Annotated in this window: 13 protein-coding genes; 6 read left to right on the forward strand and 7 right to left on the reverse strand. The window is 39.4% G+C overall.

Going from position 1 to position 14795, the window contains the following annotated elements; genetic code table 11:
• The first annotated feature begins 140 nt into the window (after positions 1 to 140).
• Positions 141 to 767: a TVP38/TMEM64 family protein gene (locus RCG21_RS13435; RefSeq protein WP_133333561.1), complete on the forward strand. Its 627-nt coding sequence runs from the start codon at positions 141 to 143 to the stop codon at positions 765 to 767.
• On the opposite strand, the gene RCG21_RS13440 is transcribed toward RCG21_RS13435, so the two are convergent.
• Complete coding sequence (locus RCG21_RS13440; protein ID WP_133333560.1) at positions 760 to 1113, reverse strand: hypothetical protein; 354 nt, start codon at positions 1111 to 1113, stop codon at positions 760 to 762. The genes RCG21_RS13435 and RCG21_RS13440 overlap by 8 nt on opposite strands.
• Positions 1114 to 1213: 100 nt before the next feature.
• Here RCG21_RS13440 and RCG21_RS13445 point away from each other — a divergent pair, with 100 nt between their 5' ends.
• Positions 1214 to 1657 carry a GNAT family N-acetyltransferase gene (locus tag RCG21_RS13445; RefSeq protein WP_133333559.1) on the forward strand — a complete coding sequence of 148 codons (444 nt, stop codon included), beginning with the start codon at positions 1214 to 1216 and terminating at the stop codon, positions 1655 to 1657.
• Positions 1658 to 2212: 555 nt separating this feature from the next.
• Here the strand turns inward: RCG21_RS13445 and RCG21_RS13450 are convergent.
• Entirely contained in the window at positions 2213 to 3586 is a 1374-nt protein-coding gene (locus tag RCG21_RS13450; RefSeq protein WP_133333558.1) for an MFS transporter, read from the reverse strand.
• 51 nt (positions 3587 to 3637) lie between these two features.
• Positions 3638 to 4141, reverse strand: a complete 504-nt coding sequence (locus tag RCG21_RS13455) for a hypothetical protein (RefSeq protein WP_133333557.1) — start codon at positions 4139 to 4141, stop codon at positions 3638 to 3640.
• 613 nt (positions 4142 to 4754) lie between these two features.
• Here RCG21_RS13455 and RCG21_RS13460 point away from each other — a divergent pair.
• Complete coding sequence (locus RCG21_RS13460) at positions 4755 to 5735, forward strand: FUSC family protein (RefSeq protein WP_133333556.1); 981 nt, start codon at positions 4755 to 4757, stop codon at positions 5733 to 5735.
• Here the strand turns inward: RCG21_RS13460 and RCG21_RS13465 are convergent.
• The gene (locus tag RCG21_RS13465) at positions 5732 to 7273 is read right to left on the reverse strand and encodes a multicopper oxidase family protein (RefSeq protein ID WP_133333555.1); all 1542 of its coding nucleotides are present in this window, start codon (positions 7271 to 7273) and stop codon (positions 5732 to 5734) included. The two genes, RCG21_RS13460 and RCG21_RS13465, sit on opposite strands and share 4 nt — an antisense overlap.
• Positions 7274 to 7406: 133 nt before the next feature.
• Here RCG21_RS13465 and RCG21_RS13470 point away from each other — a divergent pair, with 133 nt between their 5' ends.
• Genes RCG21_RS13470 through RCG21_RS13480 form a run of 3 tightly spaced genes read left to right on the forward strand, consistent with a single transcriptional unit; the run spans position 7407 to position 11052 of the window.
• Positions 7407 to 9740, forward strand: coding sequence for a xanthine dehydrogenase family protein molybdopterin-binding subunit (locus RCG21_RS13470; protein WP_133333554.1), 2334 nt, complete (start codon positions 7407 to 7409; stop codon positions 9738 to 9740).
• The gene (locus tag RCG21_RS13475; protein ID WP_133333553.1) at positions 9727 to 10566 is read left to right on the forward strand and encodes an FAD binding domain-containing protein; all 840 of its coding nucleotides are present in this window, start codon (positions 9727 to 9729) and stop codon (positions 10564 to 10566) included. Before RCG21_RS13470 ends, RCG21_RS13475 begins: the two co-directional genes overlap by 14 nt.
• A gap of 30 nt (positions 10567 to 10596) precedes the next feature.
• The gene (locus tag RCG21_RS13480; RefSeq protein ID WP_133333552.1) at positions 10597 to 11052 is read left to right on the forward strand and encodes a (2Fe-2S)-binding protein; all 456 of its coding nucleotides are present in this window, start codon (positions 10597 to 10599) and stop codon (positions 11050 to 11052) included.
• 52 nt (positions 11053 to 11104) lie between these two features.
• Here RCG21_RS13480 and RCG21_RS13485 read toward each other — a convergent pair whose 3' ends face one another.
• From RCG21_RS13485 to RCG21_RS13495, 3 genes are read right to left on the reverse strand one after another with little or no spacing between them, the layout of a single operon-like run.
• Positions 11105 to 12169 carry a Ger(x)C family spore germination protein gene (locus RCG21_RS13485; RefSeq protein ID WP_308913265.1) on the reverse strand — a complete coding sequence of 355 codons (1065 nt, stop codon included), beginning with the start codon at positions 12167 to 12169 and terminating at the stop codon, positions 11105 to 11107.
• Complete coding sequence (locus RCG21_RS13490) at positions 12166 to 13254, reverse strand: GerAB/ArcD/ProY family transporter (RefSeq protein WP_308913266.1); 1089 nt, start codon at positions 13252 to 13254, stop codon at positions 12166 to 12168. Before RCG21_RS13490 ends, RCG21_RS13485 begins: the two co-directional genes overlap by 4 nt.
• 17 nt (positions 13255 to 13271) lie before the next feature.
• A complete protein-coding gene (locus RCG21_RS13495; RefSeq protein ID WP_133333549.1) occupies positions 13272 to 14759 on the reverse strand; it encodes a spore germination protein in 1488 nt (495 codons plus the stop codon).
• Positions 14760 to 14795 lie beyond the last annotated feature (36 nt).

Below are 14795 nucleotides of genomic sequence, written 5' to 3' on the forward strand. Positions count from 1 at the left end.
AACGAGGAAGGTCTTTTATCGAACGATAAAAGGCCGTTTTATGCATTTGAAAAGTCTTAATGTTAGAAGAAGGATTCTTCTATTAAAATAATGAATATGTAGTATAGCTAAGAATAAAAATTTTAACCGAGGAGAAATAGATGCTAAAAAGACTAGTCAGTATTAGTGTATTAATTTTGATTATTGTACTCGGCTACTTGCAGAAAGATGACCTTGTCCACTTGATAAAGCAAGGCGGGACAGTTTCGATTTTTATCAGTATGCTTTTAGTAGCAATTTGTGTCTTTTTCCCGCTGATTCCATTTCCTGTGTTAGCCGGAATGATTGGGGCAATATTTGGGACAGCCCAAGGTATGTTTATCTCTTTAATAGGAGCCATGGCTGGAACAATAGTTTTCTTTTTTATCACCAGATATGGATTTAGGGATTATGCCCAGGAAAAGCTCTTGAAATATCCTAAGTTTCAGGAATATGAGAAATTTCTCAATCGCAATTCCTTTCTTGCCATTTTAGCCTGCCGATTAGTTCCAATTATTCCAGCACCGGTTGTAAATATTATTTGTGGTCTTAGTAAAGTAAATTGGCTCATATTCTTTACCGCTTCAACCATCGGTAAGATCCCGAATATATTGTTGTTATCGTTTGTTGGTGCAACGCTAAGCAGCAATAAGCTCTTATCCTTTGGTTTATATGGCTTTTATATATTAGTTATCTTTCTGATTAACTTTGTTATTGTCTACCGCAAGAAAGCTAAGACACTTAAATAACGCTTTTAATCGATATCTCGTTATTTTTTCCTTCTAAGGTGACGATTTTTTTGAAGTAGCTTTTTAAAATAAGCCACCTGGCCGGGTAAGAGTAAATAAAATCCTCCATCACTTCTGGGGAATAGAAGACCAAACAATCCAATTGGGCTTTGTTCTTTTTCAAATCATAAAGCAGTGCATGAGGAATCGAATAATGTTGATAGATTTGGTTAGGATTTAATTTTACAATTTGAATGCTTTTGCTTTGAATATGATTTAAAATGCTTTGTTCTTGGAGGGTAAAGCTTTCTTCCTTCGATAAATTATTTATTTTTATTTGTTCATTTATAAAATAAATGCCTTTCATTTATGACCACCCCATTTTATTACTTGATTGGTATTGTTATTGACAGGGAACGGGGTTCGTATACCCATAAATGAAATGGTTTTTCTGAAAGGTGATAAACATGTCAATTTGGAAAAAAGATGGTTTTTTTATTTGTACGGAAAAACAATACCTTGATGTCTCAGTGGTTCATCATTTTTTAAGTGAGGAATCCTATTGGGTACCAGGAATTAAACTTGAAGTTGTAAAAAAATCAATCGAGAATTCATCGATTTGTTTTGGGGTATACGAGGGAAATCCAGCCCAAGGAAATGCTAAACAGATCGGCTTTGCCCGTGCAGTCAGTGATTTTTGTAGGTTTGGCTGGATCATGGATGTTTTCATTCTTGATGAATTTCGCGGTAGAGAGTTATCCAAATGGCTGATGGAAATCATTACGGAACAGTCTGATTTAAAGGACGCTGCGAAATTAATGTTGGCTACTAATGATGCCCACGGACTGTATGCACAATATGGGTTTAAGACGATTGAAAATCGGGATCTTTATATGGAACGAAAGTTATAGTTTGTTGGGCAAAAAAATGACCCGGCAAATGCCTGCCGGGCTTGACAATACAAATCTATATTAAAAGGGGAGCGGTGTAGGTTCGTCCTGAACCTGTTTTTATCTTAACGAAAATTTATGAACAAACTATGAAGGAAACTTTAATAGTTTTGGAAATGTAAGTTTTAAATTAAAGGTGGAGAATATTATGAAAGATTACCATTGCTGTGCCACATGCCAGCATTTTAAGGCAGAGAAAAAAGAAAAAAACATGCACTATTACTGCAGCCGGCTACGCTACGAAACCAAAACCCACTACAAATTCAACTGCTGGACCCCAAAAGAACATATCAAAAAACTATTGCGGTGACATAATGCGGTGACAGGCACCGTTCGTGGACAAAACGGGTTTATTGTCCGTTTGAGGCGGACAATAAGCAAGGTAATAATTGATAGTGCTTTTTGGGTCTGAAAAATTGGCAGCACGGGAACTAACACGGGTCTCGATGCCCACCAAATGGCAGAAAATCACCTGCATGGGAACTGACAAAAACACTAAACGAACAAGCCTGCACCCTACCCAAGCCCTACATTAACTCTCTTCTTCTTAACACCGGTAAACCACAAACTCATCATGAAACTAACCACACCAATTCCAATCAACACGCCCCCAAGTATTTCCATGTTCTCCGACGAAACCTCGGACCCAAAAATTAATCCCAGAACTATTGAAGATAAAATCGAGCCCAAATATCGGCAGGTTTGAAATAAACCTGAAGTGGTCCCAAGCATTTCTTTCGGACTTTCTTTCAACATCGCCACTTGCAAAACAACATTTCCAATCCCATAACTCAAACCCATTATTGCCAAAATCAACCCAATTTGCCACCAATTGGCTGCCTTGATAAAGAAAAGAGACAAAATAATAGCACCTAAAACAGATAGCAGCGCACCAAATATAATCGGCTGCTTAACCCCCGACTTATCAATCCATTTACCGGTGATGGGTGAAATAATAATACTCATCCCAGACATAAACAGCATAAACAAACCGCTTTTTTCCACACCAAAATGCATGGCATCCTGGAAATAAAGGGGGAGACCGAAAAATAAACAATAAAAAAAGATATTTAACACGATAAACTGCAGATAAACCCATGAAAGCTGGCGATGTGTTTTAAAAATCCGTACATCAATAAATGGCACCTTCACATGTAACTCCCGCCAAACAAATAATAAGAAAAATATTAACCCTGCGACTCCGGATAGATAATGAATTTTTGATTCAAATGATAACAAAAACCATAAAAGGAAGACCATTCCGCCCGCAAAAAAAGCGATCCCTAATAAATCAAGATGAGAAAGAAACTCTTTCATACTTTCTCTCTCTCGTGGAGGATCCTTTGGGAACATATACCATCCTAGTAGCAAACTAATAAGGAGGAAGGGGACATTTACCCAAAAAATCGCCGGCCAGTCTCCCCATACAATCAAAAATCCTCCAAGCGTTGGACCTAGTGCTGTCATAGCGGAAGCAAAAATAGAAAGAACCGATAATGCTGAAGCTTGTCTATCTTTAATATTGTCCCGAATCAACGATACCCCAGAAGGATAAATAGCACTGCTGCCAATCGATTGAATCAGACGCATGAACAATAACATTAGAAAGGTTGTGGAAAACGGTGCTGTAAAAGCTGATATGGCAACAAGAAACAATCCCGTGATAAAGGTCTTCTTACGGCCAATTAAATCACCAATTTTTCCAGTAACAGGTTGAGCAACAGCACTAGCAAGGTAAAAGGATGAAATTAACCAGGAAACAGTTGTAAATGAAAGGTGGAAATCCTTTTGGATGCTCGTTAAGGCAAGTGAAATCATTGATGAATTTAACGGGTTCAGCATGGTACCAGAAGCGACCGCCGTTAAAAATAAGGCGCGATTTTTCTTCATGTGTTCATTCCCTTTGCAAACGAATTTCTAGGTGTTTCGATAAACATAATCTTAGCGATAAACTCTTTTTCTAAAAAAATAATGATAGACGATAACTAATAGGCTTTCAACAAATACGTAAACACAAATGGAATAACGTAACCCGTAGCCATTTTTATAATGAAAAATTCCGATTTTTACACACAGCCATTCAAGCGCTATGGCACCAACGGTCCACGCCAAAATATATACCATACACAGTAGTCCGCTAACTTTAAATTTTTCAAAGAAATAAATAAAGAGGTATCCAAAAGGACAATACATCATATAGGACAAAATATCAAAAAATTCATAGTCTGATACATCGCCAACATCATAAAAATCAAGTGGTGGAACAGCAATGGAATGGTCAAAGAACATTCCAAAAAATGGTCCGAATAGAAGACAGAATAGCATTGCAGACATCGGCATTATTTTTGGCATGAAATATACCAAACTAAAGCCCCCAAGTATCATGAACAGAATAAAATATTCGTTAATATTAAAGTGACGATCATAAATTTGATAGATGATCATTCAAATTTTTCTCCTTTGAAAATATTTTCCTAAACAGGTACGCAAATAGGAGGCAGATAAGTATTAAACTAATATTAAATAAAGCTTCTCGGAAATGGGACCAATGACGATAATGAAAATATCCCAGCTGCAAAAATAAATTTTCGGCAGCTTGGATTGTTAAAAAGATTGCAGCAGTAATGCCTACTTTAGCCCATTTCATTTTAAATGAGAAAAACAGATTTACGTAGATGAGGAGAAAAATCGGAAGAGATAGATCACGAAAAAGAAGAATAGTGGTAAAAGCCATTGGGTTTGTATTTGGAATTAAATGGTTTAAAGTAAAAGTAAAAATTGTAAAGAAATTAATATGAACAATCTGAAAAGACAGAAAGGTGAGGATATTAATAGTATTTGAAAGACTTTTTTTCATTAGCAAGAAAAAACTTAATGCAAACCAAGTTATTAATAAAAAATATACTAACCCCATTTAATTCACCATACCCATAAAGTTTCTAACCCTAGCATTTCCTAACGAACCAGTGTCTAGACAAGATTATCACTGGATACCTTGAAATCATTGCGGGAAGGATAATGATTAAATGTAATTAACAAAAGGTGAGGTAGAGAAGATATGGGGAGCCCGTCATTTGAACATAAACAAAATAAACCCCTTCTCATTTGGAAAATGGCCGTAGCAAGCACAATTTCTTGGCAAATTGCGCAAATTGCTGGGTCGCATCATCCCTATTTTGCCCCGATTTCGGTGATTCTTTGTATGCAGGCAACCATTAATCGTTCGATTCGATTCTCCTATCATCGAATGGCAGGAACCATTATCGGGATTTCCGTTACCGTTTTGGCAGCACCCTATATCAATGTAACAAGTTGGACGATAGGGATTCTAATCCTTATCGGATGCTTCATTGCCAAATGGTTGAAAAGTGATGAAACGGCGATCCATCAGGTCGCTTTAACGATATTGCTAGTTTTTGTCGTCGGGCAGAGAGCGGGGGATTATCCAATCGATCGTTTTCGAGATACATTAATTGGTGCAATGATAGCTGTGATAATCCATATGCTTGTCTATCCTCCGAATTTTACAAAGCAATCAAAAAAAAATCTTATACAGCTTACAGAACATTTAACAGCCACCTTTACCAAGGTTTCCGATTGGATTCATCATGGGCTTGATCAGAATGCGGGGGGACAACTCCAAATAGAAATAAATCAACTTCTCGAAGAACTTCATCAATCAAAGCAAATGATTCAGAATGCCCAAGAAAGTCTTAAATACAATCCATATGCAAGTAAAAGTATCAAAGAGCTGGCTCTCGACCAGCAAAGGATTTACTCCTTAACAAAGGGTTATTCATATTTAGCTCAGAGTGTGGAAATCTTGATGGCATGGGCTAGATCCGGAAGTATGACAGCTGAGAATCAAAAAGTCTGGGGTGACCAAGTGAAAGCCTTGGCTCCTTTATTTCAGAAAACTTCGGCAGACCGTAGTCCGCCGAGTGAGTACCTGCATGTTTCAATTGCAAAGGAACTGGAAAACCAGCAATACTTCATCGCGTTATTCAATCAAACTGCGGCCTTATTAAAAGAAAACTAATATGGCGGGAGAATCCAATATGGCCTCATCATTTCATAGTCTTCATGCTCAAGCATATGGCAGTGCCATACATATCGGCCTGTAAAAGGGAAAAATGGAATAATAATTCTTGTTATGTGACCAGGTGGGCATTTCACGGTATCCTTCCAGCCCCTTTCTCCCGAATCAGGGGCTACGGGTAAACCAGTGTATCTAATTCTCCTCGTGTTTTTATAATGTTTCACATCAAAAGGCAGTCGGTCTAAAATTTGAAATTGAACAAGATGGACGTGAATAGGATGATCATCCCCATTTGTATTCACAAAGCACCAAATCTCATTTGTCCCAACCTGAGGATTTTCGGAAATCGGATCATCCCATTTTTTTTGATCTAATAAAAATAGCGACCTGCCAAACTGATCTTTTTCTTCGCTCAATTGTAAAAACCTTTGCTTATGGGCAGTAGACTCCGGTAGACGATGAATTGTTTCCATAAAGGGTGGAATCACACTTGTATCCATGCTTGAAAGTGGTTTTGTTACACGGAACTGCATCACCGTCCCAGTGGTGCCAGGGTCCACGGGATCTCCAATTGGGAAATGTGTACGTGCATCATTTTTCATAAGGATGGACTTTCCATTCAACTTGGAAAAATCAACGATCACATCAGCCCGCTCAGCCGGGGCGAGCAGAAGTGACTGAACTCTATTGGGCCGCTCCAAAAGACCGCTGTCTGTGCCAATCTGAAAGAACGGTTGTCCCGAGTTGAGAAACAAATGAAAAAACCTCGCATTTGCTCCATTTAATAAGCGAAGTCGATATTTTCTTGGCTCCACTTCAAGAAAGGGCCAGACCTTCCCATTAACAACAATGGTATCCCCAAAAAAGGAAGAAATTATGGAGGGCGTAAATTCAGTCGGATGTTCTGATGATTGTTCAGGATAAAATAAGGAACCATCTTCATAAAAGGAACGGTCCTGAAGCAGTAAGGGAATTTCAAACTTTCCGCTAGGGAGATTTAGTGATCGTTCACGCGGATCGCGGATGAGATAAAATCCTGCTAACCCGGCATAAATATTTAATCGGGTAATCCCAATTGCATGGTCGTGATACCAAAGTGCCCTTGCACTTTGCAGGTTCCCATATTCATAAATTTTTTTCGTGAAAAAGGGACCTTTTTTTTCAAATCCCTTTGTAAACCATGCATCTGGATAGCCATCACTCTCCGGTTCTGTCCTGCCCCCATGTAGATGAACAACAGTGCGAACATCTGGTTTAACCTTTTCTGCGCCGTGAACCGTATGGTCGATTGGAAAGAGATGCTTTTCAGGAAGATTGTTCATCCATTTCACAAAGACCCTTTCACCAGTTTCCACTTCAAAGGTGGGACCAGGGTATAATCCTTCATATCCCCATATGGGTGTATGAGGAATTTGGCTATGCAGACTTTGTTTTACCTCCTCCATTTTTACCTCATAATACGTGTAATCTGCTGATTTCCATTTTGGCTTTAGTACGGGTGGAATTGGCAAAGGGTCTATAAATTTGGTTAATTTCACACCAACCGCTCCTAACAAAGGATGTTTTTAAAAGATTATGCGTTCACAAAGTTAAAAATTAACCTTCTAGGATGATATAAAGCATGAATATAAATAGGGTAGGAATTTTTGTGCTGTTAGGAGGGAAACAGTATTGGAGATTATTGGGAAAAGTGTCATACGTAAGGAAGCACAGGAAAAAGTGACAGGAAGGGCTCGCTACACGCATGACCACCAATCAGTCAAAATGCTTTCCTGTAAAATGGTCATCAGTCCATATGGGCATGCGCGAATCGTGTCCATTGATACAACAGAAGCAGAAAAAATGCCAGGGGTTAGGGCCATTGTAAAAGGAAGTGCAAATCTTCCTCTAATCGGAGAAAGCGTACGTGACCGCCCGCCAATCGCTAATGAAAGGGTGCGTTACCATGGAGAGCCCGTGGTCCTTGTAGTTGCGGATACCGCACCACAGGCAAAAAAAGCAGCAGGTCGGGTAAAGGTTCAATATGAATTACTTCCGGTAGTCAATTCGCCGACACAGGCTTTTCAAAAAAATGCTCCCCTTCTACACCCACTGTTAGGTGAATATAAAAAGGATGAGGTATCCTTCCCGGTTCCGGGCACCAATATTGCTACTCATTATAAAATCCGCAAGGGCAGCATGGAGAAGGGCTGGGAAGAAAGTGAAACAACAGTCGAGGCTAGTTTTTCCTTTTCACCATCGGATCATGTAGCAATGGAAACAAGATGTGCGATTTGCGAGATTCTGCCCGATGGCATCATTAACATTACCACTTCATCGCAGGCCCCTTTCATGGTCAAAAGACTTATTTCTGACTACTTTGGTGAGGATATGGGGAAAATTGTTGTTCATACTCCTTTTGTTGGTGGAGCTTATGGCGGCAAGGCACCAGTCCAGCTTGAAGTGTTTGCATATTTAGCCTCAAAGGCAGTGGGCGGAAGACCGGTCAAGGTATTGAATGACAGAGAAGAGGATATCCTCACGTCTCCCTGTCATATTGGATTAGATGCAAAGGTTAAAATTGGTGCTGACCGAAGCGGGAATATAAAAGTAATGGAAATAGGCTATTGGTGGGATGGCGGGGCCTATTCCGATAAAGCCATCGATGTTTCAAGATCAGGGGCCGTGGATTGTACGGGACCATACCATGTCGAAAATGTTTGGTGTGACTCCTACTGTATGTATACGAATCATCCATATGCTTCACCATTTAGAGGTTTCAGCCATTCTGAGATTTCGTTTGCGATTGAAAGAACAATGGATTTACTTTCCCAAAAATTAAGGATGGACCCGCTAGAGCTTCGCTATAAGAATGCAATCAAGCCGGGAAACACAACTCCTTCTAGGGTTCTATTAAATAAAAGTAATGTAGGAAACTTACAGAAATGTATTGAGAGATTAAGAGGAATTTTCAACTGGGAGGAGGGAGCTATTAAAGAGATTGATGACCGCTATGTACGTGTAAAGGGAGTAAGTTGCAGTTGGAAGACATCTACTGTCGATTCGGATGCTCCTTCTGGTGCAATTATAACCTTTAATAAAGATGGAAGCGTTAATTTAATGTCCGGTGTCGTTGAAATTGGAACAGGGACAAAGACGATTCTGGCGCAAATTCTTGCAGAGCGATTGAATATGGACGTAAACAAAGTTCACGTACGAATGGAAGTCGATACCCAAACAACACCCGAGCATTGGAAAACCGTTGCAAGCAGGGGAACGTTTATGGGAGGGAGGGCTGTCTTAGAAGCAGCAGATGATGTCATTCGCCAGTTAAAGGAAGTGGCAGCCTGTGTTTTAAGAGCACCAATTGAGGACCTTGAAGTGGCAAACAGCCGGGTTTTTCTCCGGGATGATCCTTCCATTGGACTTGAATTTAAAGACGTTGGCTATGGTTATAAATATCCGAATGGAAATGCGATTGGCGGACAAATCATCGGTAAGGGGAATTATATTTTACGGCATCTCACAACGATTGATCCGGAAACTGGCGCAGGAAAGCCAGGGCCGGAATGGACCGTGGCAGCCTATGGAGTGGAAGTAGAGTTTGACCGAAGGAACTTTACTTACCGTCTTGTAAAAGCTGCAACTGTAGTTGATATCGGAAAGGTCATGAATGAAAAAGCGGCAGAAGGCCAGGTGATGGGGGCGATGAGCATGGGTCTCGCTTTTGCCGGCAGGGAGACATTTTATTTTGATGAACTTGGCAGGGTATTGAATCCACAGCTTAGAACGTACCGACCGTTGCACTATGGAGAAAACCCCGAATTCTTAGTCGGTTTTGTTGAAACCCCGCAGCTTGATGGACCATATGGGGCTCGCGGTGTTGGGGAGCATGGTTTAATGGGAATGCCTGGTGCACTTGGGAATGCCCTCTCCATCGCAGCCGGAGTATCTCTTCATCATTTACCTCTGATTCCGGAGCTAATCTGGAAGACAAAGGGGGGACACAGTGATGATTCCATTTGACTTTGATTACTATAGACCAACATCGGTAAGGGAAGCAGTGGATTTATACCAATATTTGGACCAGCAGGGAAAACAACCGATGTTTATCTCCGGCGGGACTGAATTAATAACCCTTGGAAGAATTGATCTTGTTTATACGGAAGCCGTTATTGATCTAAAGGGATTGGCAGAATCTCATGTTATGGAGATGGATGGGGATTATCTTGTTCTGGGAAGTTCCCTAACCCTTACGCAAATTGAGGAAGCAGATCCATTTCCCTTATTAACGAAAACAGCCAGCGAAGTGGCAGACCATACGGCGCGGGGGAAAATTACGCTTGGCGGCAATATTTGCGCACAAATTTTTTACCGAGAGACAGTACTGCCATTTTTATTAGCGGATAGTCAAGCGGTCAGCGTTGGTCCTGAAGGAGTAAAAGTAGCTTCCCTGAATGATATTTTTCAAAAACAGCTGCAATTAAACAGGGGTGAATTTCTAATTCAATTAGCGACAGAGAAAAGGTATATTGAAGCCCCGTTTATCAGCATCAAGCGGAGACAGCAATGGGATACCGGGTATCCTTTAATTACAATTAATGCATTAAAAATTGATGGCCAAATCCGTGTGGCAGTGAGTGGTCTCTGTCCATTTCCATTTCGCTCGGAAAAAATAGAAAGCTCGTTAAATAACCGTTCATTGCCCGTTTCTGAGCGTATTACTCGTGCTTTATCGGGCTTACCCGAACCCATTTTAAGTGATATCGAAGGGTCAAGTGAATACCGTTTATTTGTTTTACGACATTTATTTGAAGATGTAATATTCGAACTTGATGGGGCGACGGTTTGACGGGAGAACTAGAAGAGAGGAGTGGCTTGATTGGGATCCCATTCGATTGTTATTCATATTAATGGGGAAGATCACCCTGTAATAGTACGGTCTGCTGACACCTTATTATTTGTTATCAGAAGCAGACTTGGGCTGACAGGAGCTAAACCGGGCTGTTTAAATGGGGATTGTGGTGCATGCACCGTAAATGTTGATGGCTGGCCGATGAAATCATGCTTAATGTTGGCTGTGGAGGCTGTTGGAAAAAAGATTACCAGTATTGAAGGATTAAAGAATGCATCGATCCAGAAGGCCTTTGTTGATAATTTTGCGTTTCAGTGCGGCTATTGTACACCTGGGTTCATCATGAATTGTCATTCCTTAATTAAGCAGCACCCGGATGCATGTGATCAAACAATTAAAGAGTGGTTGAGGTCCAATATTTGCCGCTGTACAGGATACGCGGAGATTGAAAAAGCGATTAAATCAGTATTAAAGGAAAAATGAAAAAAATGAAGGACACAGTCTCTGTTAGCAGCAGGTAGGTGTCCTTCATGATCTACTCAATAACCCCAGATTCCATAATCTTTACATCTGCATGAACATTTACTTTGAGATTTGGATAGTCGGTTTTCCATTTAGAAAAATTAAAATTTCTTGTTTTGCTTTTTATAAAATGGCCAAAACCTACAGGGTCAATATTTTTTTCTTTAAATTCTTTTATTAAATTCTTACATTCTGATTCAATTTTTTCTTCTACCTTTTTTTCTACTTCCTTAGTTTCCTTAGGGGTAACTTTTGTTCCCGAGTATTCTTTCAACACTGCATTTAGCTTAATCAGTACATTGACGGTTAAAGGATCCCTGGAGGTAATCTTCATTTTGAATTTTGATCGGATACTCTCGATGGCTGCCATTTCCTTGCCTAATGTTACTTTTAAAGTTCCTTTACTGTAATCGTCAACAAGCAGCTTAAAGAAGAACATTTTTTCGTCAGGAATCGAGTAAACAACATGACCATATCGAAAAAAACTGATACCGGTTATTTGTATTTGGTCCTTTCCGATTTTTTTTAGCCTTGGAAGATAAGGCGTTTTACCTAATTGATTAAAATCAAATAAAAAACGCTGCAGGTTTGTTTTAGGAACATCCATTGTTTCCATATTATGCTTGATGAGATTGGTTAAATAAACTGCATTTCCTCTTTCTCCATAATTACCTTCAATGAAATCCTTTGCTTCCCCTTCGGTTACAGCCAAGTAAAGGCCGGCGCCAATGCTCGGATCCCGCTGAAATGAGTCCATCAAATCTAAAATTCCCTTTTTTTCCGCAAGCTCTTCCCCAAAAAGAACCACCTTAATGCTCCCCGTCACGAGTGGATCTGAGGATTGGCGCTGGATATCTCTTAAGAGGTCTCTGCTTAAGGCAGAGGAGGCCGTGAAGGATTTGTTTTTCACAGCTTGATCTGGTAAATAGATCGGAACTAAGGCCGTTCCGAGAATTTTACCATCCACATAATCATAGGCACTTCCCGTTTCAAGATTGACATCATCCAAGATTCTCTTTTGTACACAACCACCAAGCACAAGGGATACGATTAGAACGGGTATGATGATGTTCTTCATTTTTTCTTCACCCTTTTCATAATCAATATCAGAAAAAAAAGTAATGGAACATATCCATAATTAATGTAAAAGAATATTTTTCCAGAATAGTCGGTAATGGTGTTAATTTGCTGCCTTGTCTTAATAAAAACGTTCACTATTAATACAATTAATGATAAGAGGATGACACCATTTTTTTGCTTCAGGTTTGTTATCCTTTTTAAAATGCGTGCGGCACACCAAAGCGCAATACAAAAATTGGGAAGAATGATGATAATCCAATTGGCAATGCCGATATATTCAAATCTCTCAACAAAAGGCATTTCGACTATTTTCCACATGGTCAATGTCGGCCAGATATACTTTTGCAACTGTCCCTCTGAAAAAAAGGAAAAGGTCGCAATAGAAATAAGTGTATAGATAATAGTGGTAGTAAGGGCGCCCAGATGGGCCCATTTCTTAGATTTTTCTGGTTCTTTAATAAAGGGATAAAAAAACAATAGTATTGCAAACCCAGAATAAGTAAAGGACATTTGATAGGAGGCAAAAGCCAAATCCTTTATCGAATGATCAAAGATTGGAAGTAAATTCCTGATATCCGCATATGGAAGGGTAAACAGGAAGGTGAATAGTAAATATGCTGGAAGCACTACTCCAAAAAATGCTACACCTGCGACAGTTCTAAAACCTCCGTATAATATATAGATTCCTAATCCACAAAAAGCCAAGGAAAACCAAAAGGTACTTAAATCTTCAAACATCCAGGCTTGAATGACTTCAATAAAAGGTCTTAACGTGATAATAGCCGCAAGCAAGTATACCAAAACAAATGGTAAGGACAGGAGGTTACCCATTATTTTCCCAAATATAAAGGTATGGACTGACATTATATCTCCATTTACTGTTTCTGAGATTCTGTACATCATCCAAATAATGATATTTACACTTAAACCGGCAATCACAACGGAAATCCATGCATCATATCCCGTTGTTAATGCGATAATGCGTTGGAAGCCGAGGACCCCGACACCAAACTGCATCGTATGAATGAGAAAAAATACTAAGAAAGGAGATACTTTTGCTTTTTCAGGCAGTACTTGTTCCATATTCCTTCCTCCGGTTCCTATTCGTCAATATCACTTTTTTTACTTTTTTTACTCGGAGTAAAACGAATAGGGTTTTGTGTTCTTAAAGTTAACGGCCGGTGTGATTGTTTGCTGAATGGAAGCCTAATAAGTGAATCTTTAAGGTCTTTCATTCTAGGTGGATAGAGTGGTTCTAAAAAAGGCCGATTAAGGGATGTAAGTCGTATTAAGTGGGTTAATAATATACAAAAACAGAATACGATTCCAATCAGTCCCCACAATTCAGCAAAAAACAAAAATGGAAAGCGCAGTAAACGAATCGAATTGCCCATTTTATAAACGGGTGTTGTAAAAGACGCGAGTGCTGCAAGTGCTACGATAATCAGGAGGACATTACTTGTCAATCCTGCTTGAACAGACGCAGTTCCAATAACGATACCGCCTACGATACCAATGGTCTGCCCAACCTTGGTCGGAAGTCTTGCCCCTGCCTCTCTGAGCAATTCGATGGTGAGCTCTAAAAATAGAGCCTCAAGGATAGGGGGAAGTGGAATGGCACGCCGGGACGTAACCAATGTATTCATCAAATCCGTAGGTATTAGTTCGTAATGGTAAGACAATGTAGCTACATACACTGGGGTTATTAAAATAGAAAATGCAACGGAAAACAACCGAATCAGCCGAAAAAAAGATGATAAAATCCAGTTTAAGAAATAATCCTCGAATGAGCTAAAAAATTCAACCAATGTTGTTGGCGTAATTAAAACATGTGGAGATCCATCAACAAATATGGCAACTTTACCTTCTGCCAGGATTGCTGTAACCCTGTCCGGACGCTCCGTATCTAGAAGCTGCGGGAAAGGGGAATTTTTATTATCCGATATTAATTGAACAATATAGGAACTGTCAGTAATCGCATCAAATTCAACATTTTTTATCCGTTCTTTAACTGTTTGGACATTGACGGGATCTGTAATGCCGTCAATGTGCATTATCACCACTTTTGTTTTAGAAAGAGAACCTACTGTTAACTCGTCTAAAATAAGTTCTTTAATAGGCAGCCTTTTACGAATTAAGTTAATATTTTGCTCGATTGATTCAACAAATGCTTCCTTCGGACCGATAACACTAAACTCTACCTCTGGAGTTGTGACACTTCGGACAATTTCTTTTTGCGCAGCTAAAAACGCAAATTTCTTTTTTTCTGATTCAAGCGTCAGGAGAATATATCCATTAAATAATTTTTGTTCGATAATACTTTGATCCTCGCTGATTTCCACGTCCGAGAGGGGGATGATTTTTTTTATGTCCTCGATTGTTTCAAACGATTTTTCAAGTAAGTAAGGAAGTGCGCTTTTCTGTATAATTGACTCATCAATGAGAGTGGAAATAAATGAAAAGCTAAAATGGTTGTTGGTTTTCTGATTGACATAAGAAACTTTTTTAAAATCTTTTGATTGCTGAAGATATTGTTCCAATGCTTCTTTTTTATCATATTGTCCTTGTTTGTTTTTAAACCAAACCATTGATTCCAACTCCCAGGCATCTTTCTTTTCCGATTA

The sequence above is a fragment of the Bacillus salipaludis genome (assembly GCF_030938565.1).
In the GTDB taxonomy this organism is placed as follows: Bacteria; Bacillota; Bacilli; order Bacillales; family Cytobacillaceae; genus Neobacillus; species Neobacillus salipaludis_A.

Bases quoted from the DNA above. Each gene is read 5' to 3' on its own strand.
- RCG21_RS13475 (WP_133333553.1), top strand. From the start codon at position 9,727: ATGATTCCATTTGACTTTGATTACTATAGACCAACATCGGTAAGGGAA.
- RCG21_RS13450 (WP_133333558.1), bottom strand. From the start codon at position 3,586: ATGAAGAAAAATCGCGCCTTATTTTTAACGGCGGTCGCTTCTGGTACC.
- RCG21_RS13435 (WP_133333561.1), top strand. From the start codon at position 141: ATGCTAAAAAGACTAGTCAGTATTAGTGTATTAATTTTGATTATTGTA.
- RCG21_RS13485 (WP_308913265.1), bottom strand. From the start codon at position 12,169: ATGAAGAACATCATCATACCCGTTCTAATCGTATCCCTTGTGCTTGGT.
- RCG21_RS13445 (WP_133333559.1), top strand. From the start codon at position 1,214: ATGTCAATTTGGAAAAAAGATGGTTTTTTTATTTGTACGGAAAAACAA.
- RCG21_RS13440 (WP_133333560.1), bottom strand. From the start codon at position 1,113: ATGAAAGGCATTTATTTTATAAATGAACAAATAAAAATAAATAATTTA.
- RCG21_RS13490 (WP_308913266.1), bottom strand. From the start codon at position 13,254: ATGGAACAAGTACTGCCTGAAAAAGCAAAAGTATCTCCTTTCTTAGTA.
- RCG21_RS13460 (WP_133333556.1), top strand. From the start codon at position 4,755: ATGGGGAGCCCGTCATTTGAACATAAACAAAATAAACCCCTTCTCATT.
- RCG21_RS13495 (WP_133333549.1), bottom strand. From the start codon at position 14,759: ATGGTTTGGTTTAAAAACAAACAAGGACAATATGATAAAAAAGAAGCA.
- RCG21_RS13455 (WP_133333557.1), bottom strand. From the start codon at position 4,141: ATGATCATCTATCAAATTTATGATCGTCACTTTAATATTAACGAATAT.